At 69.3% G+C, this 23,289-nt stretch carries 22 protein-coding genes, 1 tRNA gene and 1 pseudogene; 14 read left to right on the top strand and 10 right to left on the bottom strand.

Annotated elements, in window-relative coordinates:
* Positions 1–134 precede the first annotated feature (134 nt).
* From GSE44_RS07030 to GSE44_RS06975, 12 genes are all read left to right on the top strand, one after another.
* Complete coding sequence (locus tag GSE44_RS07030) at positions 135–956, top strand: DUF2189 domain-containing protein (RefSeq protein WP_159348078.1); 822 nt, start codon at positions 135–137, stop codon at positions 954–956.
* 129 nt (positions 957–1,085) lie between these two features.
* Entirely contained in the window at positions 1,086–1,721 is a 636-nt protein-coding gene (locus GSE44_RS07025) for a glutathione S-transferase family protein (RefSeq protein ID WP_159348077.1), read from the top strand.
* A gap of 10 nt (positions 1,722–1,731) precedes the next feature.
* Positions 1,732–2,115: a cupin domain-containing protein gene (locus GSE44_RS07020; protein WP_159348076.1), complete on the top strand. Its 384-nt coding sequence runs from the start codon at positions 1,732–1,734 to the stop codon at positions 2,113–2,115.
* 108 nt (positions 2,116–2,223) lie between these two features.
* Positions 2,224–5,013: a PAS domain-containing protein gene (locus GSE44_RS07015; RefSeq protein WP_159348075.1), complete on the top strand. Its 2,790-nt coding sequence runs from the start codon at positions 2,224–2,226 to the stop codon at positions 5,011–5,013.
* Between the two features lie 85 nt (positions 5,014–5,098).
* Positions 5,099–5,184: transfer RNA gene (locus GSE44_RS07010), tRNA-Leu, on the top strand.
* 300 nt (positions 5,185–5,484) lie between these two features.
* Positions 5,485–8,271: a hybrid sensor histidine kinase/response regulator gene (locus GSE44_RS07005; RefSeq protein WP_235924602.1), complete on the top strand. Its 2,787-nt coding sequence runs from the start codon at positions 5,485–5,487 to the stop codon at positions 8,269–8,271.
* Between the two features lie 358 nt (positions 8,272–8,629).
* Complete coding sequence (locus GSE44_RS07000) at positions 8,630–8,923, top strand: acyl carrier protein (RefSeq protein ID WP_159348073.1); 294 nt, start codon at positions 8,630–8,632, stop codon at positions 8,921–8,923.
* A 13-nt stretch (positions 8,924–8,936) separates the two neighbouring features.
* Positions 8,937–9,395 (top strand): 3-hydroxyacyl-ACP dehydratase FabZ family protein, encoded by a 459-nt coding sequence (locus tag GSE44_RS06995; protein ID WP_159348072.1) that lies wholly within the window; start codon positions 8,937–8,939, stop codon positions 9,393–9,395.
* A complete protein-coding gene (locus GSE44_RS06990; protein WP_159348071.1) occupies positions 9,392–10,570 on the top strand; it encodes a beta-ketoacyl-ACP synthase in 1,179 nt (392 codons plus the stop codon). The genes GSE44_RS06995 and GSE44_RS06990 overlap by 4 nt, the downstream gene beginning before the upstream one ends.
* Positions 10,570–11,829, top strand: a complete 1,260-nt coding sequence (locus GSE44_RS06985; protein WP_159348070.1) for a beta-ketoacyl-ACP synthase — start codon at positions 10,570–10,572, stop codon at positions 11,827–11,829. Before GSE44_RS06990 ends, GSE44_RS06985 begins: the two co-directional genes overlap by 1 nt.
* The gene (locus GSE44_RS06980; RefSeq protein ID WP_159348069.1) at positions 11,829–12,851 is read left to right on the top strand and encodes a zinc-binding dehydrogenase; all 1,023 of its coding nucleotides are present in this window, start codon (positions 11,829–11,831) and stop codon (positions 12,849–12,851) included. The genes GSE44_RS06985 and GSE44_RS06980 overlap by 1 nt, the downstream gene beginning before the upstream one ends.
* A 2-nt stretch (positions 12,852–12,853) precedes the next feature.
* The gene (locus tag GSE44_RS06975; RefSeq protein ID WP_159348068.1) at positions 12,854–13,747 is read left to right on the top strand and encodes a lipid A biosynthesis lauroyl acyltransferase; all 894 of its coding nucleotides are present in this window, start codon (positions 12,854–12,856) and stop codon (positions 13,745–13,747) included.
* On the opposite strand, the gene mmsB is transcribed toward GSE44_RS06975, so the two are convergent.
* Genes mmsB through GSE44_RS06960 form a run of 3 tightly spaced genes read right to left on the bottom strand, consistent with a single transcriptional unit; the run spans position 13,643 to position 16,761 of the window.
* Entirely contained in the window at positions 13,643–14,620 is a 978-nt protein-coding gene (mmsB, locus tag GSE44_RS06970) for a 3-hydroxyisobutyrate dehydrogenase (protein ID WP_159348067.1), read from the bottom strand. The genes GSE44_RS06975 and mmsB overlap by 105 nt on opposite strands.
* 57 nt (positions 14,621–14,677) lie before the next feature.
* Positions 14,678–16,273, bottom strand: coding sequence for an alkaline phosphatase D family protein (locus tag GSE44_RS06965; protein ID WP_159348066.1), 1,596 nt, complete (start codon positions 16,271–16,273; stop codon positions 14,678–14,680).
* Positions 16,274–16,287: 14 nt separating this feature from the next.
* Positions 16,288–16,761 carry an Lrp/AsnC family transcriptional regulator gene (locus GSE44_RS06960; protein ID WP_159348065.1) on the bottom strand — a complete coding sequence of 158 codons (474 nt, stop codon included), beginning with the start codon at positions 16,759–16,761 and terminating at the stop codon, positions 16,288–16,290.
* Between the two features lie 121 nt (positions 16,762–16,882).
* On the opposite strand from GSE44_RS06960, the gene phhA reads away from it, so the two are divergent.
* On the top strand, positions 16,883–17,746 hold the full coding sequence (phhA, locus tag GSE44_RS06955; protein WP_159348064.1) for a phenylalanine 4-monooxygenase: 864 nt from the start codon (positions 16,883–16,885) through the stop codon (positions 17,744–17,746).
* A gap of 16 nt (positions 17,747–17,762) precedes the next feature.
* On the opposite strand, the gene GSE44_RS06950 is transcribed toward phhA, so the two are convergent.
* The 3 genes and pseudogenes from GSE44_RS06950 to fliI form a co-directional block, all read right to left on the bottom strand.
* Positions 17,763–18,176: a hypothetical protein gene (locus GSE44_RS06950; RefSeq protein WP_159348063.1), complete on the bottom strand. Its 414-nt coding sequence runs from the start codon at positions 18,174–18,176 to the stop codon at positions 17,763–17,765.
* Positions 18,173–18,451: a hypothetical protein gene (locus GSE44_RS26750; protein ID WP_457852159.1), complete on the bottom strand. Its 279-nt coding sequence runs from the start codon at positions 18,449–18,451 to the stop codon at positions 18,173–18,175. Before GSE44_RS26750 ends, GSE44_RS06950 begins: the two co-directional genes overlap by 4 nt.
* Before the next feature lie 77 nt (positions 18,452–18,528).
* A pseudogene (fliI, locus tag GSE44_RS06945) lies at positions 18,529–19,404 on the bottom strand (flagellum-specific ATP synthase FliI); the annotation flags it as partial.
* Positions 19,405–19,633: 229 nt separating this feature from the next.
* Here fliI and ctrA point away from each other — a divergent pair.
* On the top strand, positions 19,634–20,368 hold the full coding sequence (ctrA, locus tag GSE44_RS06940) for a response regulator transcription factor CtrA (RefSeq protein WP_159348062.1): 735 nt from the start codon (positions 19,634–19,636) through the stop codon (positions 20,366–20,368).
* Positions 20,369–20,540: 172 nt separating this feature from the next.
* Here the strand turns inward: ctrA and GSE44_RS06935 are convergent, their stop codons facing one another.
* Genes GSE44_RS06935 through GSE44_RS06920 form a run of 4 tightly spaced genes read right to left on the bottom strand, consistent with a single transcriptional unit; the run spans position 20,541 to position 23,282 of the window.
* A complete protein-coding gene (locus tag GSE44_RS06935) occupies positions 20,541–21,314 on the bottom strand; it encodes a CheR family methyltransferase (protein ID WP_408015093.1) in 774 nt (257 codons plus the stop codon).
* Complete coding sequence (cheB, locus tag GSE44_RS06930; RefSeq protein WP_457852158.1) at positions 21,311–22,399, bottom strand: chemotaxis-specific protein-glutamate methyltransferase CheB; 1,089 nt, start codon at positions 22,397–22,399, stop codon at positions 21,311–21,313. Before cheB ends, GSE44_RS06935 begins: the two co-directional genes overlap by 4 nt.
* Positions 22,396–22,776, bottom strand: a complete 381-nt coding sequence (locus GSE44_RS06925; protein ID WP_159348061.1) for a response regulator — start codon at positions 22,774–22,776, stop codon at positions 22,396–22,398. The genes cheB and GSE44_RS06925 overlap by 4 nt, the downstream gene beginning before the upstream one ends.
* Positions 22,777–22,790: 14 nt before the next feature.
* The gene (locus GSE44_RS06920; RefSeq protein WP_159348060.1) at positions 22,791–23,282 is read right to left on the bottom strand and encodes a chemotaxis protein CheW; all 492 of its coding nucleotides are present in this window, start codon (positions 23,280–23,282) and stop codon (positions 22,791–22,793) included.
* Positions 23,283–23,289 lie beyond the last annotated feature (7 nt).

Genomic DNA, 23,289 nt, shown 5'->3' with positions numbered 1-23,289 from the left:
CCCAGATGCAAAATGGACGACCCGGCTCCGCGCAGCCTGCAGGTCTTTCGTGAGGCGACGGTTCCCGGGCCCTCCGCACTGCGTTCGCAACGCAGCCCGCCGCAGAGACATGCGGCCGGCAAGGAGGAATCGTGATGGCCGTAGCTCCGCGCATCGACACGAGATCCACGGACCGGATCGCCGAGCAATCGGGTACCCGCCACGCACCGGTGGTGGTCCGCCGGATCGGCACCGGCAATGTCTGGGCGTCCCTGCGGGAGGGTTGGGAGGACTTCCTTTCGCAGCCTACGCAGTTGGTTTTCCTGGCGATCATCTATCCTATCATCGGGCTGATTGCGGCTCAGGTGGCCTCGGAAGGGGAGCTGATGCCCCTGATGTGGCCGCTGATCTCCGGCTTCGCCCTGGTCGGCCCGATCGCCGCCCTCGGGATCTACGAGCTGAGCCGGCGGCGGGAGCAGAACCTGCCCACCACCTGGCTGAACGCCTTTGACGTCCTGCGCTCCCCCAATCTCGGGGGCATCGTCATCCTCGGCGTGATGCTGCTGGCGATCTTCGTAGCCTGGCTGCTCACCGCGCAGGCGATCTACGATTCCATATTCCACGGGGCGCGGCCGGCGACGATCGAGGAGTTCACCCACCAGATCTTCCGCACCGAGGAAGGCCGCCGGCTGATGGTCGTCGGCAATATCGCCGGCTTCTGCTTCGCCGTGGTGGTGCTGGCCCTTACGGTGGTGGCCTTCCCGCTCCTGCTGGACCGGCCGGTCGGGCCCCTCGCCGCGGTCGGGACATCGGTGCGGGCGGTCCTGGCCAATCCCATCCCGATGGCGCTCTGGGGGCTGATTGTCGGCGTCCTGCTGTTCCTCGGCAGCCTGCCGCTGTTCGTCGGGCTGGCCGTGGTCCTGCCCGTCCTCGGACATGGGACCTGGCACCTCTATCGTAAGGTGATCGGCGGCTGATCGGCGGCACGAGGCAACATTGCGGGCCGCCGCCCGCCATGATCCCGTCCACCAGTCCCTGGCGCCCCCTCGCGGAGGCTGGCACCTTCCGCCCGGAACCGGATGCAACCGGGCAGGAGGGACGGCACCATGCCGGGTGAGACGCTGACCATCTGGGGACGGGCCAACAGCGGCAACGTCATGAAGCCGCTTTGGCTCTGCGAGGAACTGTCCATCCCCTTCCGGCGGCTGGATGCGGGCGGCGCATTCGGGGTGACGAAGGATGCCGCCTACACGGCCATGAACCCCAACAGCACCGTCCCCACCATCGAGGAGCCGGACGGCTTCACCCTGTGGGAGAGCAACAGCATCCTCCGCTACCTGGCCTCCACCCGCCCAGGCGGGGAGGCGCTCTATCCCACCGAACCGCGCCGCCGCGCGAAGGTGGACCAGTGGCTTGACTGGGTCCTCGGTCAGCTGAACCCGAATGTGACGCTGCTCTTCTGGGCCCTGGTGCGCCTGCCGCCAGAGCAGCGGGACCCGGTGGCCTTCGCCAAGGCACACAAGGAATCCATCCGCCTGTGGACCATCCTGGACCAGGAGCTGGAGGGCCGGGACTATATCTGCGGCGCCTTCTCCATCGCCGATATCGCCGCCGGGGCCCTGGTGCACCGCTGGCACAACCTGCCCCTCGAGCGGCCGGACCTGCCGCGCCTAGCCGCCTATTACGCGCGGCTGCGCCAGCATCCGGGCTTCCGCCAGCACCTCGACGTCCCGCTCAGCTGAGGAGCCATCCATGCCCACCACGGTCAGCAAGGCCGCCGGCGCGCATTACGATGCCGGGCTGCGAGCCTTCTTTGCTTATCGGGACCTCGGCATCCGCGATGCCACCGGCGGCGCCTTCGGGGCGCATTTCATCCGCGCCGTGCCCGGCGAAGGGCCGAAGCCGCATTGGCACACCCATGAGCTGGGCTTCCAAATGGTGCTGGTCACCCGCGGTTGGGTCCGCTTCGAATACGAGGATATCGGGGAGGTGCTGCTGGAACCCGGCGACACGGTCCTCCAGCCGCCCGGTGTCCGGCACCGGGAGGTGGCGCATTCCGACGATCTGGAGATGCTCGAGGTGACCTCCCCGGCGACCTTCCGGACGGCGGAGGTGGAGGCGCCCGCCCCAGCCTGACGCAACGCTCGCCCTGGCGCGGCAGGCCCGCGGCCTTTCCGCTTTGCCAAGGCACCCTATAAGAAGTGCAGGCATGCCGGCGTCCTTGGGCCGGCCAGCGGGCGAGGCATGGCACTTCTGTTTCTTTCAGGCGGCGGCGAGATGGGGCAGCGGATGCGCTCCCATGACTGGGATGCCACGCCCCTAGGCGATCCGCCGGGCTGGCCTTCTCCGCTCAAGACCATTACCGGCGTGATGCTGAGCGCCAGCCAGCCGATGTTCGCCGTCTGGGGCCCCGAGCGGATCATGCTCTACAATGACGACTATGCCGCCGTCCTCGGGGCCAAGCATCCCGCCGCCCTCGGTCGGCCCTTCGCCGAGGTGTGGCACGACATCCTCGGGGAGGTCGGGCCGCTCATGGACCGCGGCTATGCCGGCGAGCCGACGAGCATGGAGAACCTCCTGCTCACGATGACGCGGCACGGCCATCCGGAGGAGACATATTTCACCTTCTCCTACTCTCCGCTCCGAGGCGAGGATGGGCAGGTGGGGGGCGTCTTCTGCGCCTGCCAGGAAACCACCGCCCAGGTCACGGCCGAACGCGAGCGCGTCGCGGAGATGGACCGGCTGCGCCAGCTCTTCGAGCGATCCCCGAGCTTCATGGCCCTGCTGCGCGGGCCCGAGCACCGCTTCGAATTCGCCAATCGTCGCTACCTCGAGCTTGTGGGGCGGGCGGATGTGACCGGGCTTTCCCTGCAGGAGGTGCTGCCCGGAATCGCCGAGCAGGGCTTCATCGCATTGCTGGATCAGGTGCGCGTGACGGGCGAGACCCATGTCGGCCGCGACAGCCGTGTCCTGCTGGACCGCGTGCCGGGCCAGCCGCCCGAGGAGCGCATCCTCGACTTCATCTTCCAGCCGCTCCCCGATGGCCGGGGCGGCGCCGCGGCCATCTTTGTCGAAGGAGTGGACGTCACCGAGGCACGGCGCGCGGAGGCGCAGCTGCGCGAGCGCGAGGGCTTCCTCATGGCCATCATCGGCCAGGCGGCGGCAGGCATCGCACTGACCCTGCCGGATGGTACGCTGACCTTCATCAATGACCGCTACTGCGAAATCCTTGGCCGACGGCGCGAGGTGCTGCTGGGCACGCGGATGCAGGACGTCATCCATCCGGAGGACCGCGAGGCCAAGTTGGCCGCATTTCGCGCACTGCGCGCGGGCGGCCCGCCCTTCACTGCCGAGTGGCGCCATCTCCGGCCCGACGGTGCGGTGGTCTGGGCCCGCAACAGCGTCACCGCCATCCGTGACCCGGACGGCGCCATCACCGATGTCATCACCGTGTCCATCGACGTCTCGGATCGCCATGCGGCGGAGGCGGCGCTACGGGAGATGAACGGAACGCTCGAGCGCCGCGTTGCCGAGCGGACGGGCGAGCTGGACCGGCTCTGGCGGACCTCGCAGGACCTGCTGGCGGTGGTGGGGGCCGACGGGGTCCTTCGCGCGGCCAACCCGGCCTGGCGCGAGGTGCTGGGCTTCGATTCCAGCCAACTGGTCGGCCGTTCGTTGGACGACATCCTCTGGCCCGAGGACCGCGTGGCCACGCGCGAGGCGCTGCGGCGCTCCACCATGGGGGCCCTGCGGCATTTCGAGAACCGCTTCCGCCACCGCGACGGCGGCTTCCGGTGGGTCGCCTGGTCCGCGGCCCCGGACGAGACCGGGCTGGTCTATGCCACCGGGCGGGACATCACCTCCGAGCGCGAGGCCAAGGAGGCACTGGCCCTGGCCGAGGAAGCGCTGCGCCAGTCCCAGAAGATGGAGGCGCTGGGCCAGCTGACCGGCGGCATCGCGCATGACTTCAACAACCTGCTGACGGGCATCATCGGCTCGCTGGATATCATGCGCCGGCGCATCGAGGCCGGCCGCAGCGGCGAGCTTGCCCGCTACATGGACGCGGCCTCAGGCGCCGCCCAGCGGGCCGCCGCCCTCACCCACCGGCTGCTGGCCTTCGCCCGGCGGCAATCGCTCGATTCACGGCCGGTGGACGTCAACCTGCTGGTCGCGGGGATGGAGGATCTGCTTCGCCGGACGCTGGGCGAGCAGATCGGGCTGGAGACATTGCTGGATACCGCGCTCTGGCCCGCGCACACCGATGCGAACCAGCTTGAGAGCGCCATCCTCAACCTGGCGATCAACGCACGGGACGCGATGCCCGATGGCGGGCATCTCTATATCGCCACAGGGCGGGAGACCCTGGAGGCGGACGGCAAGGAGGTGGCGGCGGGCGACTACGTCGCGATCCGCGTCTCCGACACCGGGGTGGGCATGCCGCCCGACGTGCTGGCCAAGGCCTTCGATCCCTTCTTCACCACCAAGCCCATCGGCCAGGGCACCGGCCTCGGCCTCTCCATGATCTACGGCTTCGCCAAGCAGTCGCGCGGCCATGTGCGGGTGCGGAGCGCACCGGGCCAGGGCACCGCCTTCACGCTGCTGCTGCCGCGCGCCCAGCTCTCCGGCAAGACTGGCGCCGCCGCGGAAGGCGCCGCACCCCAGGGCAAGGGCGAGACGGTGCTGGTTGTGGAGGACGATGCCACCGTGCGCCTGCTGGTGGTCGAGGTGCTGGAGGAGTTGGGCTACCGCTACCTGGAGGCCGCGGATGCGCGGGACGCGATCCCCATCATCCAGTCGGCGCAGCGGATCGACCTGATGATCTCCGATGTCGGCCTGCCCGGCATGAACGGGCGGCAACTGGCCGAGATGGCGCGGAGCGTCCGGCCGGCCCTGCGGGTGCTTTTCGTCACCGGCTATGCCGAGAATGCCAGGATGCGTAGCGGATTCCTCGCACCGGGCATGGACATGATGACCAAGCCCTTTGCCCTGGACGCGCTGGGGACAAAGATCCGGGCAATGCTGGAGGCCCGCTGACGCCTTCCGCCGGAGGGCCTGCTGGCCAGGTTGCTGGACGGGCCTGCTGGACGGAGTGGGGTCCGTCGTGGCATCCAGCGGGTGCGCGGGTGTGGCGGAACGGTAGACGCGGCGGACTCAAAATCCGCTTCTGGTAACAGAGTGCCGGTTCGAAACCGGCCACCCGCACCAGCCCAGGCATTGGCCGTCGCCTCGCGATGGCCGTGACGCGCCGCCGTGCTTAGCTCCGCCTGAAAAGATCCGTCCAGGAGAGCTCAGCCCGAAAAACTTCCGGCTCAAAAACGCGCTGACCTGAAACCGGCGGGAGCCGGACGGCTTCTGGGCTGGACGGATTGGCGAAGAGGTCCAGATGACCCGACGATCGGCAGGCCTTCTGCCGGAGACTTCCTCTCCCCGCCGCCAAGGCGGGCTTCGGCGGATGCCGCCCGGCCGTGCCCGATCCCTAACAACTGATTGAACATGCTTTCATTCATGGCTGATGGTGGCCAGTTGGGCGCCCTGATCCGCGCGCATGACTGGGCCGCCACCCCGTTCGGGCCGGCGGAGCGCTGGCCGCAATCCCTGAAGACGCTTGTGAGCGTGATGCTTGGTGCCCAGCAGCCGATGTTCGTCGTCTGGGGTCCCGGGCGCAGGCTCCTCTACAACGGCGGCTATGCCGAGATCCTCGCCGGCAAGCATCCCGCGGCGCTCGGCCGGCCCTTCCTGGAGGTCTGGTCGGAGATCGCGGCGGATCTGATCCCGATCGTCGAGCAGGCCTATTCCGGCAAGCCCGTCCATATGGACGACATCCTCCTGATGATGGAGCGCAAGGGCTATCCGGAGGAGACGCATTTCGCCTTCTCCTACACGCCCATCCGCGGCGAGGGCGGCGTGATCGAGGGCTTCTTCTGTCCCTGCACGGAAACGACCCAGCAGGCCCTGGCCATCCGCGCCCTGCGCGACAGCGAGGCGCGGGCCCATCAGGTCTTCGACAGCGTCACCGATTACGCAATCATCGTGAGCGACCTGGAAGGCGGCATCACAAGCTGGAACGAGGGGGCGCGCCAGACCTTCGGCTGGACCGAGGAAGAGATGCTCGGCCAAACCTCGGCCCGGATCTTCACACCGGAAGACCTGGCGGCCGGGCGCCTCGCCGAGGAGATGCGCCAGACCCTCGCGCACGGCCATGCGCCGGACGAGCGCTGGCACCTCCGCGCGAGCGGCGAGCGCTTCTGGGCCACGGGCGAGATGACCCAGCTGCGGGACGATGCCGGGGACATGGTGGGCTTCGTCAAGGTGCTGCGCGACCGCACGGCGCAGCGCGAGGCCGAGCGCGCCCTCGCCGAGAGCGAGGCGCGCTTCCGGGAGGTGGCGGAAGCGGTGCCTGGCTTCCTCTGGACGGCGACGCCGGATGGAACACTCAACTATGCCAGCCCGCGCTGGTACAGCTATTCGGGCGCCATGCCGATCCAGACCCATGGCGCGGGCTGGACTTCCTTCGTGCATCCCGAGGACCAGGATGCCGCCGGGGCGCGCTGGGCGCAGTCGACGACGACGGGCACGCCCTATGAGACGGAACTCCGGCTGCGGGCCGCTGATGGCAGCTATCGATGGTGGCTTGCCAGGGCCCTGCCGAACCGGGAGGAGGGCGTCATCCAGCGCTGGATCGGCGTCTGCACCGACATCCAGGAGATCGTCGAGGCGCGCGAGACCCTCGCCCGTTCGCGCGAGGAGCTGGAGGTGCTGATCCAGCAGCGCACGCGCGACCGCGACCGCATGTGGCGGCTTTCCACCGACATCATGCTCGTGGCCGACTTCGAGGGGCGGATCGATGCGGTCAACCCGGCATGGACGACGACGCACGGCTGGGGACGGGAAGAGCTGATCGGCGCGAGCCTCCTGGAGCTGGTCCATCCCGAGGATATCGAGGCCACGCTCGCCGAGGTCGGCAAGCTCGCCCAGGGCATCACCACGCTGCGCTTCGAAAATCGCTACCGGCACAAGGACGGGACCTATCGCTGGCTGTCCTGGACGGCGGTGCCGGACGAACGCTTCATCCATGCCGTCGGCCGCGATATCCAGGCGGAGAAGGAGGCGGCCGAGGCGCTGCGGGCGACGGAAGAGGCGCTGCGCCAATCGCAGAAGATGGAGGCCGTCGGCCAGCTGACGGGTGGCATCGCGCATGACTTCAACAACCTGCTGACCGGCGTGATCGGCAGCCTGGACCTGATGCAGCGGCGGATCGCAGCGGGGCGTACAGGGGACATCGAGCGCTTCGTCTCCTCGGCCATCACCTCGGCCAATCGCGCGGCCGCCCTCACCCACCGCCTCCTCGCCTTTTCGCGCCGCCAGCCGCTGGATCCGAAGCCGGTGAACAGCAACCGGCTGGTGGCCTCGATGGAGGAGTTGCTGCGGCGGACCATCGGCGAGAGCATCCAGCTGGAAATCGTGACCGCCGGCGGGCTGTGGCTGACGCTGTGCGATTCGCACCAGCTGGAAAGCGCGCTGCTCAACCTCTCGATCAATGCGCGGGATGCCATGCCGGGCGGCGGCAAGCTCACCATCGAGACCTGCAACGCCCATCTGGACAACGCCTATGTCGCCCGCGCCCGGGACCTGCGGCCCGGCCAGTATGTGTGCATCTGTGTCTCCGACACCGGGGTGGGCATGAGCCGCGACACGATCGAGAAGGCTTTCGAGCCCTTCTTCACCACCAACCCGATCGGCCAGGGCACGGGACTCGGCCTGTCGATGGTCTATGGCTTCGCCCGCCAATCGGAGGGCTATGCGAAGATCTATTCCGACCTCGGTCAGGGCACGACGGTGAAGCTCTACCTCCCCCGCTACTATGGCGAGGGTTCGGATGCCGAGGATGCGCTTCCCACCACCGAGGCGCCCCGCCCCTCGGAACGAGGTGAGGTCGTGCTGGTGGTCGAGGACGAGACCGCCGTGCGGAATCTCGTGGTGGAGGTGCTCTCCGAGCTCGGCTACCGCGCGATCGAGGCGGCGGATGGCCCCGCCGGCCTCCGCATCCTGGAATCGCGCGAGCGGATCGACCTGCTGGTGACCGATGTCGGCCTGCCCGGGCTGAACGGAAGGCAGCTGGCGGATGCGGCCCGCCAGCACCGCCCGGCCCTGAAGGTGCTGTTCATGACGGGCTATGCCGAGAATGCGGCGATCAACGGCGGCTTCCTCGATCCGGGAATGGAGCTGGTCACCAAGCCCTTCGCGATCGACACGCTGGCGCAGCGGGTCCGGGGGATGCTGGAGGCGCGCTGACGCCCGAGCGACAGCGCCGCCTCCTCTCGCGCGGCGCCCGGCCCTGGTCAGGTGCCGCGCCTGGTGGAACATGTTGCCGGGCCACGCCACCGAGGTCTTCCCGGTCCTGCGAAGGCTCGGCCCGCCGAAATGCCGCAGGACGAGGCGCATCGGCCCGAAGGTGGAACGACACCGCCATTCGGCCTCCCCGACAAAGTCTTGAATCCTCACGATATCGGGAGGCGGCCGCCGGGCGGGGCGCCGCCGCCCCTGGACTTCGCACCCCATTCCGGTCCATCACCCGCGCCGATCATCAAGACCCCCGCCCCTGCCCGGCCCTTCAAGGCCGCGCCCGGCGTGCCTGACCAGGAGCCGCCCCATGGCTGCCGAGACCACCGCCACCTTCGACAAGGTGGCCGACATCATCGCCGAGAACAGCGAGGTCGCGCGCGACAGCATCACGCCGGACAGCCATGTGACTGAGGACCTGGGGATCGACAGCCTGGACTTCCTCGACATTGTCTTCGCGATCGACAAGGCCTTCGGGATCAAGGTCCCGGTGGAGAAGTGGACGCAGGAAGTGAATGCGGGCGAGAAGCCGGCCGAGCACTACTTCGTCATGAAGAACCTCGCGGCCCGCATCGACGAGCTGGTCGCCGTCAAGCAGGGTTGAGGCGGCGCCGCCGATGCGCCTCGAATATTTCCAGATGATCGATCGGATCGTGTCGCTCGAGGGTGACACCATCCAGGTGGAGAGCCGCGTGCCCGAGGCATCGCCGGTTTTCGAGGGGCATTTCCCCGGTCACCCGCTGGTCCCAGGCGTGCTGCTGGTGGAAACCATGGCGCAGGCGAGCGGCTGGCTCATCCTCGGGCGCAACGGCTTCGCGCAGATGCCCTTCCTGATGTCCGTGAAGGAAGCGAAGTTCCGGAACTTTGTCGGACCGAACGCACCGCTCGACGTCACCTCCAAGGTTACGCATGACGGCTCTGGCTACACCGTGACCGAGGCGCGGGTGACGAGCGGGGGCAAGCGGATTGCGGATGCCGAGATCCTGCTGCGCTCCATGCCCTTCCCCCATCCGGATCTGGAGGCCGCCATGCGCGCCAATGCCGTGCGGATCGGCCTTCCGGGGCATGCGGCATGATCCGGCGTGATGTGGTCATCAGTGGGATCGGGCTGGTCTCCGCCCTTGGCGAGGGACCGGATGCGCATTGGGAGACGCTCTCGGTCGGCGCGAAGCCCGTGGTGGACGAGGCGAGCTACGCGCCCTGGACCGTGCATCCCCTCCCCGCCCTGAGCCTCGACACACAGATCCCGAAGAAGGGCGACCAGCGGCAGATGGAGCCCTGGCAGCGCCTGGGCACCTACGCAGCGGGCCTGGCGATCGACGATGCCGGGGCACGCGACTTGGTGGACGACATGCACCTGATCGTCGCCGCCGGCGGCGGCGAGCGCGACGTGCCGCTGGATGAGCAGGTGAACGCCGAGCTGGCGAACAGCAACGACACGGGCTCGCGGCTGAACGAGTTGCTGGCGACCGGGCTGCGCCCCACCCTTTTCCTCGCGCAGCTTTCCAACCTGCTCGCCGGCAACATCTCCATCGTCCATGGCGTGACCGGTTCCTCCCGCACCTTCATGGGCGAGGAGAGCGCGGCGGCGGACGCGCTGCGCATCGCCCATGCGCGGCTTTCCGAAGGCCGCGGCGAGATCGCCCTGGTCGGCGGCGCCTTCACGGCGCAGCGCTGGGACATGCTGCTGCTCTACCGTGGGCAGGACGGCATGTGGCAAGGGCCGCACAAGCCCCTCTCCGAACGCCCCGTTGCTGGCCAGGGGGGGATGATCCTCGGCGGCATGGCCGGCTTCCTCGTGCTGGAGACGGCGGAGCATGCGAGGGCCCGTGGCGCGCGGGTCCTGGCACGGCTCGATGCCGTGGCGAGCGATGCCTCCCGCCGCACCGCCCCGGGGGATGCGGCGGAAGCCGCCCGTGCCCTGTTGCCCCGCGTGGCGCCCACGGGCGTGGATGCCGTGATCTCTGGCGCTTCCGGCGCGCCGGAGGCCTGGGCGGAGGAAGAAAACTTCCTGCGCGGGCTGGACGCCCCTGTGCGGCGCCCGGCCAATCTGATCGGCCATGGGGTGGAAGGCGCCTTCCCGGCCCATGTGGCTCTGGCCGCTCTGGCTCTTTCGCGCGGCGGCTTCTACGCGGCCATGGATCCCGCCGATGCCGGGGAAGCCGCGGCGCCGTCCCGCATCCTCGTCACGGGCTTTGGGCAGTGGCGCGGCGAGGCGCTCGCCACCCTCTCCCGCGCGGAGAAGAACTGATGCGCGATCATCTCGGGCGTCCCCTCGTGGCGGTGACGGGCATCGGCGCCGTCACCTCCCTCGGCTTCGGCCTGCAGGACAACTGGTCCCGCCTGCTGGCCGGGCAGTCCGGCATCCGGCGCATCACGCGCTTTCCGACCGACCACCTGAAGACCACCATCGCCGGCTGCGTGGACCTGCCGGAGGAGACGGGTGGCGAGACCTTCACGAGCCCGATGCGGGTGGAACGCATGGCGGGCTTCGCGATCGAGGAGGCGGTGACGGCGGCCGCCATCGGCGCCAAGGGAAGCTTCCCGGGCCCGCTTTTCCTCGGCATGCCGCCCGTGGAGGTGGAGTGGCCGAACCGCTTCGACCTGGCTCGTCAGGCCGGCTCCCCCTCCTATGCCGCCATGACCGGAGCGAGCGCGGGGCGGCACGACATCTATGAGACCTTCCTCTTCGGCGGCGTCGGCGAGCGCCTGGCGGCGCGCTTCGGCACGCGCGGCGCGCCGATCTCCCTCACCACCGCCTGCGCCACCGGCGGCTCCGCCATCCAGCTTGGCGTCGAGGCGATTCAGCGCGGCGAGTGCGACGCCTGCATCGCGGTGGGCGCGGATGCCTCCGTTCATGCGGAAGCGCTCATCCGCTTCTCGCTGCTCTCCGCCCTGTCCACACGGAACGAGGAGCCTGAAAAGGCTTCCCGCCCCTTCGAGAAGAACCGCGGCGGTTTCGTGATGAGCGAAGGCGCGGCAGCGCTGGTGCTGGAGGATTACGACGCGGCGAAGGCGCGCGGCGCGAAGATTCTCGGCCTCGTCTCCGGCTGTGGCGAGCGGGCGGACAACTTCCACCGCACACGCTCCAATCCGGATGGCCGCGCCATCGTCGGCGCGATGAAGAACGCGCTGGACGATGCCGGGCTCGAGCCGGACCAGGTCTCCTACGTGAACGGCCATGGCACGGGCACGCCGGAGAACGACAAGATGGAGAATTTCGGTATGCGCGCCGTGTTCGGCGAAAACGCGCCGCCGATCTCCTCCAACAAGAGCATGATCGGGCACACCCTCTCGGCCGCAGGCGCGCTGGAAGCAGCCTTCTCGCTGCTGACCATCCGCGACCAGCGCCTGCCGCCCACCATCAACCATGACGAGCCGGATCCGAACATCACGCTGGACGTGGTGCCCAACGTGGCGCGGGATGCTCCGGTGAAGCATGTCCTGTCCAACTCCTTCGGCTTCGGCGGGCAGAATGTCTGCCTCGTGCTTTCCGGAGAGCCCGCCTGATGCGTGCGCTGCGCCTTCATGGCGATCGTGACCTGCGCCTCGAGGACATTCCCGAGCCGCTGCCGCCCGGGCCGGGCGAGGTGCGGCTGCGGATGCATGGCATCGCGCTGAACCACATCGACGTGTGGGGCTGGCGCGGCATGGCCTTCACCCAGCGCAAGCTTCCCATCTGCGTCGGCGCGGAAGCCGTGGGCGAAGTCGTCGCGCTCGGCGAGGGCGTGCAGGGCTGGAAGATCGGCGACCGCGTGGCCCCCTACGGCGCCCAGACCTGCGGCCATTGCCGCGCCTGCGTCGAGGGCCGCGACAATCTCTGCGAGAACGTCTCCGGCGTGATGGGCTTCCATCTTGACGGCTTCGCGGCGGAGTTCGTGAACCAGCAGGCCCGCCTGCTGGTGCGCGTGCCGGACGGCGTGAGCACGAATGACGCCGCCTGCGCCGCCATCACCTTCTCCACGGTCGAGCACATGCTGTTCGACAATGCGAAGCTGCAGCCCGGCGAGACGATCCTGATCCATGCCGCGGGCTCGGGCATCGGCACCGTCGCGATCAAGGAGGCCAAGGCGCTTGGCTGCACCGTGATCGCCACCGCCGGCGACGACGAGAAATGCGAGAAGGCCAGGGCCCTCGGCGCCGACCATGTCGTGAACTACAACGAGAAGAACTTCGCCTCTATCGCCCGCCGCCTGACGAACAAGGCGGGCGTGGACGTGGTGTTCGAGCATGTCGGCGCCAGCACCTGGTCGGGCTCGCTGCTCGCGCTGAAGATGGGCGGGCGGCTGGTCACCTGCGGCAGCACCTCGGGTGTCTCGGCCGAGACGAACCTGATGATGATCTTCCAGCGCCAGCTCCGCATCTTCGGCAGCTTCGGCGCCTCCATGCGCAATGTCGCGGACGGGCTGGCGAAGATGGCGGGCGGCATGTCGCCCGTGCTGGACCGCGTGATCCCGCTGGAGAATTTCGCTGAAGGGCTGGACCGGCTGGAAAGCCGCCGTGTCTTCGGCAAGATCGTGGTCACCATCTGAGCATGGCGAAACGCGGGCCCGCGGACGCCGCGCTGTCCGCCCTCACGCGGCTGGGCTTCGCCGTGCCGCGCGCGCTCGGCCCGGATCTCGGGCCGCGGGTGGGCGCCGCGCTGGCGCGGCGGCTGGGGCCGCTGACCTCCGCGCACCGCATCGCCATGGACAACATCGCCGCCGCCTTCCCGGAGAAGGACGCGGCCTGGCATCGCAGGATCGCCGACGAAGCCTGGGACAATCTTGGCCGCGTCGCCTGCGAATACGTGCATATCGAGACGATCTGGGATCTGACCGAGGCACGCGACCCCAAGGCGCACATCCAGGTGGATGACTCAACCTTCGCCCGCTTCGCCGAACTGCGCGAGAGCGGCGGTCCCGTGCTGGTCTTCGCCGCGCATCTGGCGAACTGGGAACTGCCGGCCGTTGCCGCCGCCAAGCACGGGCTGGATGCGGCGGTGCTCTACCGCACCCCGAACAGCCGCCCGGTGGCGGAAGCCATCCTGGCGCTGCGCCGGGATCTGATGGGCGAGCTGATCCCGGCCGGGCTGATGGCGCCGACCAAACTGGCCAAGGCACTGCAGCGAGGCGCGGTGGTGGGAATGGTGGTGGATCAGCGCTTCGGCCGCGGCCCGCGCATCGACTTCCTCGGGCGGCCCGCCCAGGCCAACCCGCTGCTGGCCAATCTGGCGCGCCGCTTCGACTGCCCGGTGCGCGGCGCGCGGGCCATCCGTCTGCCGAATGGCCGCTTCCAGCTGGAACTGACCGATCCGATCCCGCTGCCGCGCGACGCCGAGGGACTAATCGACGTGGCTGCCGCCACACAGGCGGTCAACGACGTTATCGCCGGCTGGATCCGCGAGCATCCCGGCCAGTGGCTGTGGATGCATCGCCGCTGGCGGTGAGCAGCCGTCCCGCAACATGCGGATGATGCCGGAGAAATCGGCCTCAGCCCCACCGCGCTCCACGAAGAGGCGGTAGAGCTCCAGCGCCCGCGCGCCCATCGGCGTGGCAGCCCCGGTTTCCCTGGCCGCCTGCTGCGCCAGGCTGACATCCTTCACCATCAGCGCGGCGGCGAAACCGGGCTTGTAGTCGCGGTTGGCGGGACTTGCCGGCACAGGGCCAGGCACGGGGCAATAGGTGGTCAGCGACCAGCACTGGCCCGAGGACTTGGACGCCACCTCGAACAGCGCCTCATGCGAGAGGCCCAACTTCTCGGCCAGGACGAAGGCCTCGCAGGTACCGATCATGCTGATGGCCAGCAGCATGTTGTTGCAGGCCTTGGCCGCCTGCCCCGCGCCGGCCTCGCCGCAATGGACGATCGTGCGGCCCATCGCCTGCAGCACCGGCTGGGCGCGGGCGAAGGCATCGGCGGGTCCGCCCACCATGAAGGTGAGCGTGCCGGCCTCCGCCCCCATCACGCCGCCGGAGACGGGCGCGTCCAGAAAAGGGTGACCGGCGGCGGAGGCCACCTCGCGCGCCGTCGCCACGTCGATGGTGGAGCAGTCCAGCAGCACGGCACCCGGCGCGGCGGCCGCGGCCATGCCGCCCGCGCCCAGCCAGGCGTCGCGCACATGCCTACCGGCCGGGAGCATGGTGATGACGAACTCCGCCCCCGCCGCGGCCTCTGCGCCCGAGGCTGCCGGGCGGGCGCCTTCCACCCGCCGCATCGCCTCGGCGGAAAGATCGAAGACGGCGACCTCATGCCCCGCCTTCACGAGATTGCGGGCCATGGGCGCGCCCATATTGCCCAGCCCCACGAAGCCTATCCTGGCCACGCCTTCCTCCTCGCATCGTTGCGGAGAGGCTAGGCCGGGGCCAGCGGCCGGTCCACCTCAGCCCACCCGGATCAACTCAGCCCTGCCGGCTTCAACCATGAAGCGCGCCCGGTCCTCCAGCGGCGCGCCGGGACGGGAGACATAGGGCACGGCACGGAAGCGCGTCTCCATCCGGCGCTCATCGGCTTCGATCAGCGTGTAGCCGCGGCGGCCGTTGAAGAAGGCGATATGGGGATTGCGATCCAGCGCCCGCTGCGGGCCAGCCCAGATCTCGCGCCCATCGCCCGCCGAGGACATCGAGGTGGAGACGAATTCCACCCCCACCGCTGGACCATCCCGGTCGTAATCCGGACGCAGCGTACCGGCCCAGGCCGTGTGAATGTCGCCGGTTAGCACGGTCAGGTTCGGCACGCGCGCCTGGCGCACGTGGTTCAGCAGCCGGGCACGGGCGGCTGGATAGGCGTCCCACTTGTCCATGTCGTAGCGCGGGTGATCCTCCGCATCCGCGCCGCCGACATCGCGCCGCATCATCATCACCTGCTGCGCCAGGATACTCCAGACTGCCTCCGCCTGGGCGAGGCGGCCGAAGAGCCAGGCTTCCTGCGCCGGGCCGAGAACATGCGCGGCGGGATTCAGCACCTCGTCGCAGGCAGGCTTCACCCCGTCGCCGCAGGGCTGGTCGTCGCGGAAGCTGCGTGTGTCCAGCACCGAGACCGAGGCGAGCGTGCCCCACTGGAAGCCGCGATGGGCAAGGATGTCGGGCCCTTGCGGGACCTGTGAGGGGCGCAGCGGCATGGCCTCGTACCAAGCCTGGAAGGCGGCGGCCTTGCGCAGGGCCAACTGTTCCGGCGGAGTGCCGCGCCCGCTGGTCACGCTCGCCCAGTTGTTCTCCACCTCATGGTCGTCGAAGGACATGAGGAAGGGATGCGCATGATGCGCCGCGCGCAGGTCCGGATCGAGCTGGTAGAGCGCGTAGCGGCGCCGGTAGGCCTCCAGCGTCCGCACCTCCGGGGAGTTGTGGCTGCGGATGGCGGGGAAGTTGCCGCTGCGCCCGACGCTGGCGCCGCGCTCGTAGATGTAGTCGCCGTAATGGAAGACGAAGTCGAGGTCGGGCTCCCCGGCAACATGCCGCCAGGCGGTGAAGAGGCCCTGCTCGTAGTGCTGGCAGCCCGCGCTGACGAAGCGCATCCGGGCCGGGCGTGCATTCGGTGCCGGCGCAGTGCGGGTGCGGCCCACCGGGCTGGCCGCCCCGCCGGCGATGAAGCGGTAGTGATAAGTGGCGGAGGGGCGCAGGCCCGTGACCTCCACGCGGAGCGAATGATTCAGCTCCGGCTTCGCCAGCGCGGCGCCGCGGGCGGCGATGCGGGTGAAGCCCTCGTCCTCCGCAACCTCCCATCGCAGTTCCAGCGCGGCTGGCGGCATGCCGCCATCGCCGAGCGGGTCCTGGGAAAGCTGCGTCCAAATCACCACGCCATCCGGCCAAGGATCGCCGGATGCGACGCCGAGCGGAAAGGGATCGGACTGGAACACCGGCATGGGCACGACGCGCTGCGCGAAGACAGGGCGGGTCGCGGCGAGCGCCGCCATGGCCGTCGCCCCCCGCAGCAGCCCGCGCCGTGACAGATCGAGGATGTGGCGCGCGACGCTGTCCATGGACGTTCCCGTTTTCAGACGGGAACCTCTCCCGGCGGCTTGAGGGCGGTCAAGACGAAGGAGGATTTCGTTTCCTTCACCCCCGGCATCCGCAGCAGCGCCTTCATGGCGAAGTCGGCATAGGCCTCGAAATCGGCGGCCAGGATGTGCAGCAGGTAATCCATCTCGCCGCTCATGGCGTAGGCGGCCAGTACCTCGGGCCGGGCAGAAAGCGCCTTCTGGAAGCCTTCCACCACCTCCTCGGCATGGCTCGACAGGGCAACCATCACGAAGGCCTGCAGCGGCAGGCCGACATGCGCGGGATCGAGCACGGCGGCGTAGCGGGCGATGACGCCGGTCTCCTCCAGCCGCCGTACGCGCCGCTGGCAAGGGGTGGGAGACAGGCCGACGCGCTCGGCAAGGGCCACCACGGGCAGGCGGCCATCGCGCTGCAGGGCGCGCAGGATGCGCCGATCGATCTGATCCAGTTCCGGAGCGTCTTTCGCCATCCTCGCGCATGTCCCTGGTGAATACCGCTCACAATAGCCTCGTTGGCGCCGACCTTCGCTGATTTTCACTCCTCCGGAGTGGTTAGCCTTGCCCATCGGAAACGCAGCGGGAGAGAACATCATGGGAGGGACCATCCAGCCGACCACCGGCGTGATCGGCACAGCCACTCTGCCCCAAGGCTTGCGCGGCGATTACGACCGCGCGCGGCCCGATGGCACCCTACCGGATACCGTGATTGAGCGCTCCGAAGCGGATCATGCCACCTGGCGCACGCTCGTCGCCCGGCAGCGCGCCATCTATCCCGGCCGTGCTGCCTCTGCCTGGCTCGAAGGGCTGGACCGGCTCCGCTGCGACCAGATGGTGCCGACGCTGGAGAGGGCCTCCGCCATCCTTCGCGCGGCGACAGGATGGAGCTTGGTCCCCTGCCCCGGCCTGCTGCCGGATGCGCAGTTCTTCGCCCTGCTGGCGAAGCGCCGCTTCCCCGTCACGCACTGGATCCGCAAGCCGGAGGAGCTGGACTACATCGTGGAACCGGACATCTTCCACGATTTCCTCGGCCATGTGCCGCTGCTCACCCAGCCCGACTACGCGGATTTCCTGGAAGCCTATGGCCATCTCGGCCTGCAGGCGGAGAAGCGCGGCCAGCTCGCACCGCTCGCCCGCTTCTACTGGTTCATGGTGGAGTTTGGGCTGATCGCCGAACGCGGCGGGCTGCGCGCCTATGGTGCCGGCATCCTATCCTCGCGCACCGAGACGCTGCACGCGCTCTCCGACACGCCACGCCGGCTGCGTTTCGACATGGTGCGGGTGTTGCGCAGCGCCTATCGCATCGACGATGTGCAGCCGGTCTATTTCGTGATCCGAGACTATGCGGAGCTGTATGCGGCGATCGGGGAGGCCCCGGCGCTGCTCGACGCCGCCATGGCCACCAACCCCATTCCGCCCGGCGGCAGGGCTGCAGGCGATCAGGATTGGGGCTGCTGATCTGGCGCGGCGTAAGTCAGGCGCTTCCGCCGACGCCGCGTGGCGCCCTGCGCGAGCCAGCCTCGTCGAGCCGCCGCTGCTCCTCCCGTAGGGCCTCGCGCCGGGCATCCGCGGCACGGGCCGAGGCAAGGTGCTCCACGGCTCGTTCGGCCGCGCGGGCAGCGGCGAGCACGGCGGCGGCCTCCGCCGCCCGCCGTGCGGCTTGATAGGACTCCCTGGCTGCTGCGTCGCGCTGCCCGAGCCCACGGGGCAGCCAGGCGGCATAGTCAGGCCCGCCCCGCTGCGCTTCCTCCCTCAGCGCCCTCTCCGCCTCTGCCTCGCAGGCTTCGGCGGCGTCGCCCATGGCCGCCTCCCCGGCCAGGTCGCGGCGAGCCAGCATCACCTCGGCACTGCGCAGACGGGCCAGCACGGCCAGCGGGTCGCGCCTCATTCCGGCGGACCCATGGCGATAGCAAGGGCGGCAAAAGCGCCGGCGACGCTGCCCGCCTCCTCCTTGCCCTGACGCAGCACTTCCTCGATCAACGGGGCGAGCCGCACCGCCTCATCCACCGCCGGGTCGCTGCCGGTGCGATAGGCTCCCAGCCGCACCATGTCCGCCATGTCCCGGTGCAGCGCCAGGATACGACGCGCGCGGGCCAGGATCTCCCTCTCGGGTGGCTCCAGGCAGCCCGGCACGGTGCGGGAGAGGCTGCGAAGGACATCCACCGCCGGGTAGCGCCGCCCTCCCCGATCCGCCGGTCCAGCACGACATGCCCGTCCAATATGCCGCGCACAGCATCGGCGATCGGCTCGTCATGGTCGTCGCCCTCCACCAGCACGGTAAAGAGGCCGGTGATGGAACCGGCGCAGCCCTCGGGGTCCGGGCCGGCACGCTCCAGCAGGCGCGGCAGTTCGGCGAAGACGCTCGGCGGGAAACCGCGCGTGGCTGGCGGCTCCCCGGCGGACAGGCCGATCTCGCGCAAGGCCATGGCGAAGCGCGTGACACTGTCCATCATCAGCAGCACGCGCCGGCCCTGGTCCCGGAAGTGCTCGGCCACCGACATGGCGGCAAGTGCGGCGTCGCGCCGCATCAACGGTGCCGAGTCGGAAGTGGCGCAGACCACGACGCTGCGCGCGAGGCCAGCCGCCCCGAGATCATCCTCGACAAACTCGCGCAGCTCGCGCCCGCGTTCCCCGACCAGGCCGATCACCGCGACATCGCAATCCGCGTGGCGTGCCAGCATGGACATGAGGCTGGACTTGCCGACGCCGGAGGCGGCGAAAAGGCCGAGTCGCTGACCGCGCCGGCAGGTGGCAAAGGCATCCAGCGCCCGGACGCCAAGATCGAGTCGCGGCCCCAGCCTGGCGCGAGTTCCGGCCTGAGGCGGAGCGGCGCGTAGAGGGCGGGCCACGGGGCCATACGGAAGCGGCCCCAAACCATCGATCGGACGCCCCAAGGGGTCGAGAACCCGACCAAGCCAGGCGTCGCAAGGGTGCAGGGAAAGCGGCCCTGCAAGCTCGGCCCGCGCACCGACTGCGAGCCCATCCAGTCCATGCCGGCTCACGGCGAGGGCCATGCCGCCGCGGACGCACACGACCTCCGCCTGCATCAATTCGCGGGACATCCCACGGATGTTGACGCAACCTCCGATAGCAGGGGGCGGATGAAGACCTGTCACCTCAAGGCACGAACCCTGAACGCCGCCAACCCGTCCAAACCCCACTACATCATTGAATTTTTTCGATTAAGTCACGATCGAAAGAGGCTTTGAGCGAAGCGGGCGATCAATCCGTGTCATTTTTTAGTCCGCTATTCCACAAATTGATACGACCAAGGAGTGATAAAGCTCTTTCCTTACTCGCGCAAAAGTTGTCCTAATTTATCAGGAACGAGGGGAGAACACTAAAATGCGTGTCCTGCTGGTTGAAGATGATCTGACGGCCGCCCGGGGCATCACCCTGATGCTCAAGACCCAAGGCATGATCGTGGACAGCGCCGACACCGGCGAAGAGGCCCTGGAGCTGGCGCGGCTCTACGACTACGACATTGTCGTGCTGGATCTGATGCTGCCCGACATGGAGGGCTACGAAGTGGTCCGCCGCCTGCGGGCCGGGCGTAGTACCACCCCGGTGCTGATCCTCTCGGGCGTCTCCCGCCCAGGCGCGAAGGTGAAGGGATTTGGCCTTGGCGCGGACGACTTCATCGTGAAGCCCTTCGACAGCCAGGAGCTAATCGCCCGCATCCAGGCAATCGTTCGGCGCACCAAGGGCTTCGCCCAGCCCAATGTCTCGGTGGGCCGGCTGACCCTGGACCTCGGCGCGCGGGAGGCGAGCGTGGCCGGACGCGCCGTGCACCTGACCGGCAAGGAATACGCGATCCTCGAGTTGCTGACCCTGCGCAAGGGCATGGTCATGACGAAGGAGGCCTTCCTGAACCACCTCTATGGCGGGATGGACGAGCCGGAGGTGAAGATCATCGATGTCTTCATCTGCAAGCTGCGCAAGAAGCTCGCCCAGGCCGGCTGCGAGGAGCTGATCGGCACCGTCTGGGGCCGCGGCTACGTGCTGCGGGATCCTGTCTCCTCCCCGTTACGTTCCTCCGCCGGGCTGGTCACCCCGAGCCCGGCCCAGGCAGCGGCCTGACCGAAGACCGCGCCCGCCCGCGCGCCAAGGAACGGTCCCGGCACAGCCCGGCTGGCCCCCTCTCCCAATGGGGAGAGGACCACCCTGGCTCATCACGTGCCGGGGAACAGCCCTGCCTCGCGCCGCCTAGCCCGCCAGCGCCATGTGGCCGACGGGCGCATAGACGCCGCGCTCACCCTCGATGGTCGCGAAGCGGTCCGTCAGGCCCAGCACCGTTTCCGCGCCGCCGAGATACAGTACCCCCCCCGGGCGCGAGCCGGTCCGCCAAGCCGGAGAGCACACGCGTCTTGGTTGGGGCGTCGAAATAGATCAGCACGTTGCGGCAGAAGATCACGTCGAAGGTGCCGAGCGGACGGAGATCGGCCATCAGGTTACCGGTCTCGAACCGCGCCATGGCACGCAACGCGGGCGAGATCCGCCATTGGCCGCCTTCCTGGCGGAAATGCTTCACCAGCATCTGCACCGGCAGGCCACGCTGGACCTCGAACTGGGAATAGAGGCCCTCCCGCGCACGGCGCACCACCTCCTGGCTCAGATCCGTCCCCAGGATCTCCAGCCGGGCGGCAAGGCCGAGCGACTCGGCGACCATGGCAACGGAATAGGCCTCCTGCCCCGTAGAACAGGCGGCGGAGAGGACGCGTAGCCGTTGCGTCGCGGGCCGTGCGGCGGCAAGGCGGGGCAGCAGGCGCCGAAGATGGTCGAAGGGCTTGCCGTCCCGGAAGAAGAAGGATTCGTTGGTCGTCAGCGCCTCGGTCACGGCACTGGCCAAGCGCTCGCTGCCAACTGCGCGCAGCTTCACCGCCAGCGCATCCAGATTCGCCAGGCCATGCTCGCGCATCAGCCCGCCCAGGCGCGTGTCCAGCATATAAGCCTTGTCCGCCCCCAGCACGATCCCGGAGCGCGCGCGGACGAGCGCCGCGATGGTCTCGAAACCCGCTGCGCTCACGATGCCATCCTCCCCGGCCCAGCGGCGATCGCCGCGACCCGCGCCGCCAGCCGCTCCGGCGGCAGCACTTCCCGCGCCAACCCCGCGCGGGCCACCGCACCGGGCATGCCCCAGACCACGGAGGAGGCTTCATCCTGTGCAAGCACCGTTCCGCCGGCAGCGGCTAGGGCACGGCAGCCCGCCAGCCCGTCCTGCCCCATGCCCGTAAGGATGACGGCCAGCACCCGCCCATCGCAGGCGCGCTGGGCGCTGCGCAGCATCGGGTCCACGGCGGGGCGGCAGAAATGCTCCGGCGGGTCGTCGCGCAGCCGTGCGATCAGCCCTCCCGGACCGCGCTCCACCAGCAGATGCCGGTCCCCGGGCGCGAGATAGGCATGGCCGGGCCGCAGCGCCTCGCCATCCTTCGCCTCCGAGACACGCAGCGTCCCGACACGGTTCAGATGGTCGGCCAGCATGGTCGTGAAGCCCGCCGGCATGTGCTGCACGATCACCATCGGTACGGCAGGCGGCACCACCAAGGCGCGGAGGAAGGCTGCCAACGCCTGCGGACCGCCGGTGGAGGATCCCACAGCCACCATCCCAGGCACCACCAGCGGGGCGGCCAATGCAGGGGCCGGCGCCGGCGCCCGCGTCACAGGTGCCGCCGCAGGGGCACGGCGCATCCGCGCCCAACCCTTCACCTTCTCCAGCAGCTCGGCACGGAAAACCGGGTCCAGCGCCCCGCCTCCGCTTGCGCCTGGCTTGGGGATGTAGTCCGAAGCCCCGGCCCGCAGCGCCGCCATCGCAGCCGCAGCGCCACGCTGCGTCAGTGCACTGGCGACGATGACGATCGGGCGCGGCTCGGTCTTCAGCAGCAGCGGCAGGGCCGTCATGCCGTCCATGACCGGCATCTCGAGGTCGAGCAGCACCACGTCGGGACGGGCCACGGCCAGGGCATCGAGCGCCTGCCGCCCGTCGCCCACGCGCGACACCACCTCAATGGCAGGATCGGCGCCGAGCAGCCGGCCGAGGATGCCGCGCACCGTCGCGCTGTTGTCGCATAGCATCACGCGGACGGGCCGGGCGCCCGTTGCGGCGCCGCTCACGCCGCCTCGTTGGGCAGCAGCCCCAGCACTTCGAGTTTGCCTGCGAGGATCTCGTCGTCGAAGGGCTTCATGATGTATTCCTGCGCGCCTCCCTCGAGCGCCGCAATGATGCGGGAAAGGTCGCTCTCCGTCGTGCAGAGCATGATGCGCGGCTCGTCCGGCCCGAACTCCTCGCGCGCCAGGCGAAGGAAGGTGATGCCGTCCATCACTGGCATGTTCCAATCCAGCAGCACGAGGGTCGGCAGGGCAGCGCGGCAGGCTTCCAGCGCCTGCTGCCCATCCTCCGCCTCGCGCACGGAGAAGCCCTGCGCCTCCAGCATCCGCCGCGCGGCGCGTCGCACCGTCCGGCTGTCATCCACCACAAGGCAGTCAGGCATCTCCATCGCCTCCCTCAGCTGATGTCCAGGACGCGCTCGACGTCCAGCATGATGAGAAGCCGGGCGTCGCCGGCATGGACCGGCACGTCCTGGTGGATGCCGGCGCAGACATCGCGCCACAGCGGGTCCAGCGTCGGCGGGTTCGGTGCCAGGCTGGCATCCGGCAGGGCCAGCACATCACCGACCGAATCCGCCAGCAACGCGTAGAGTTCGCCGCCCACCTCCACCACCACGCTCATCGGCGGCGGCGAAGCGGCCTCGCGCGGTGACAGGCCGAGGCGGCGGCGCAGGTCCACAGCCGTCACGATGCGGCCGCGCAGGTTCAGCCCGCCCGCCACCTCGGGCGGGGCAAGTGGGATCGGCGTGATGGTCTGCGGGCCCAGAATGTCGCGCACCGACAGGACGGACACACCGCAAAGCTGGCCGGCAACCGTCAGGGTCAGCACGCCGTGCTCGGTGGACACCGCCGCGGTGGCGCGGCGGGCTGGGGCGAGTTCGGTCTGCATGGCGTTG

It is taken from the genome of Muricoccus harenae (assembly GCF_009848505.1).
In the GTDB taxonomy this organism is placed as follows: domain Bacteria; phylum Pseudomonadota; class Alphaproteobacteria; order Acetobacterales; family Acetobacteraceae; genus Roseomonas; species Roseomonas harenae.
This window is presented reverse-complemented; position numbering and strand designations above follow the sequence as displayed.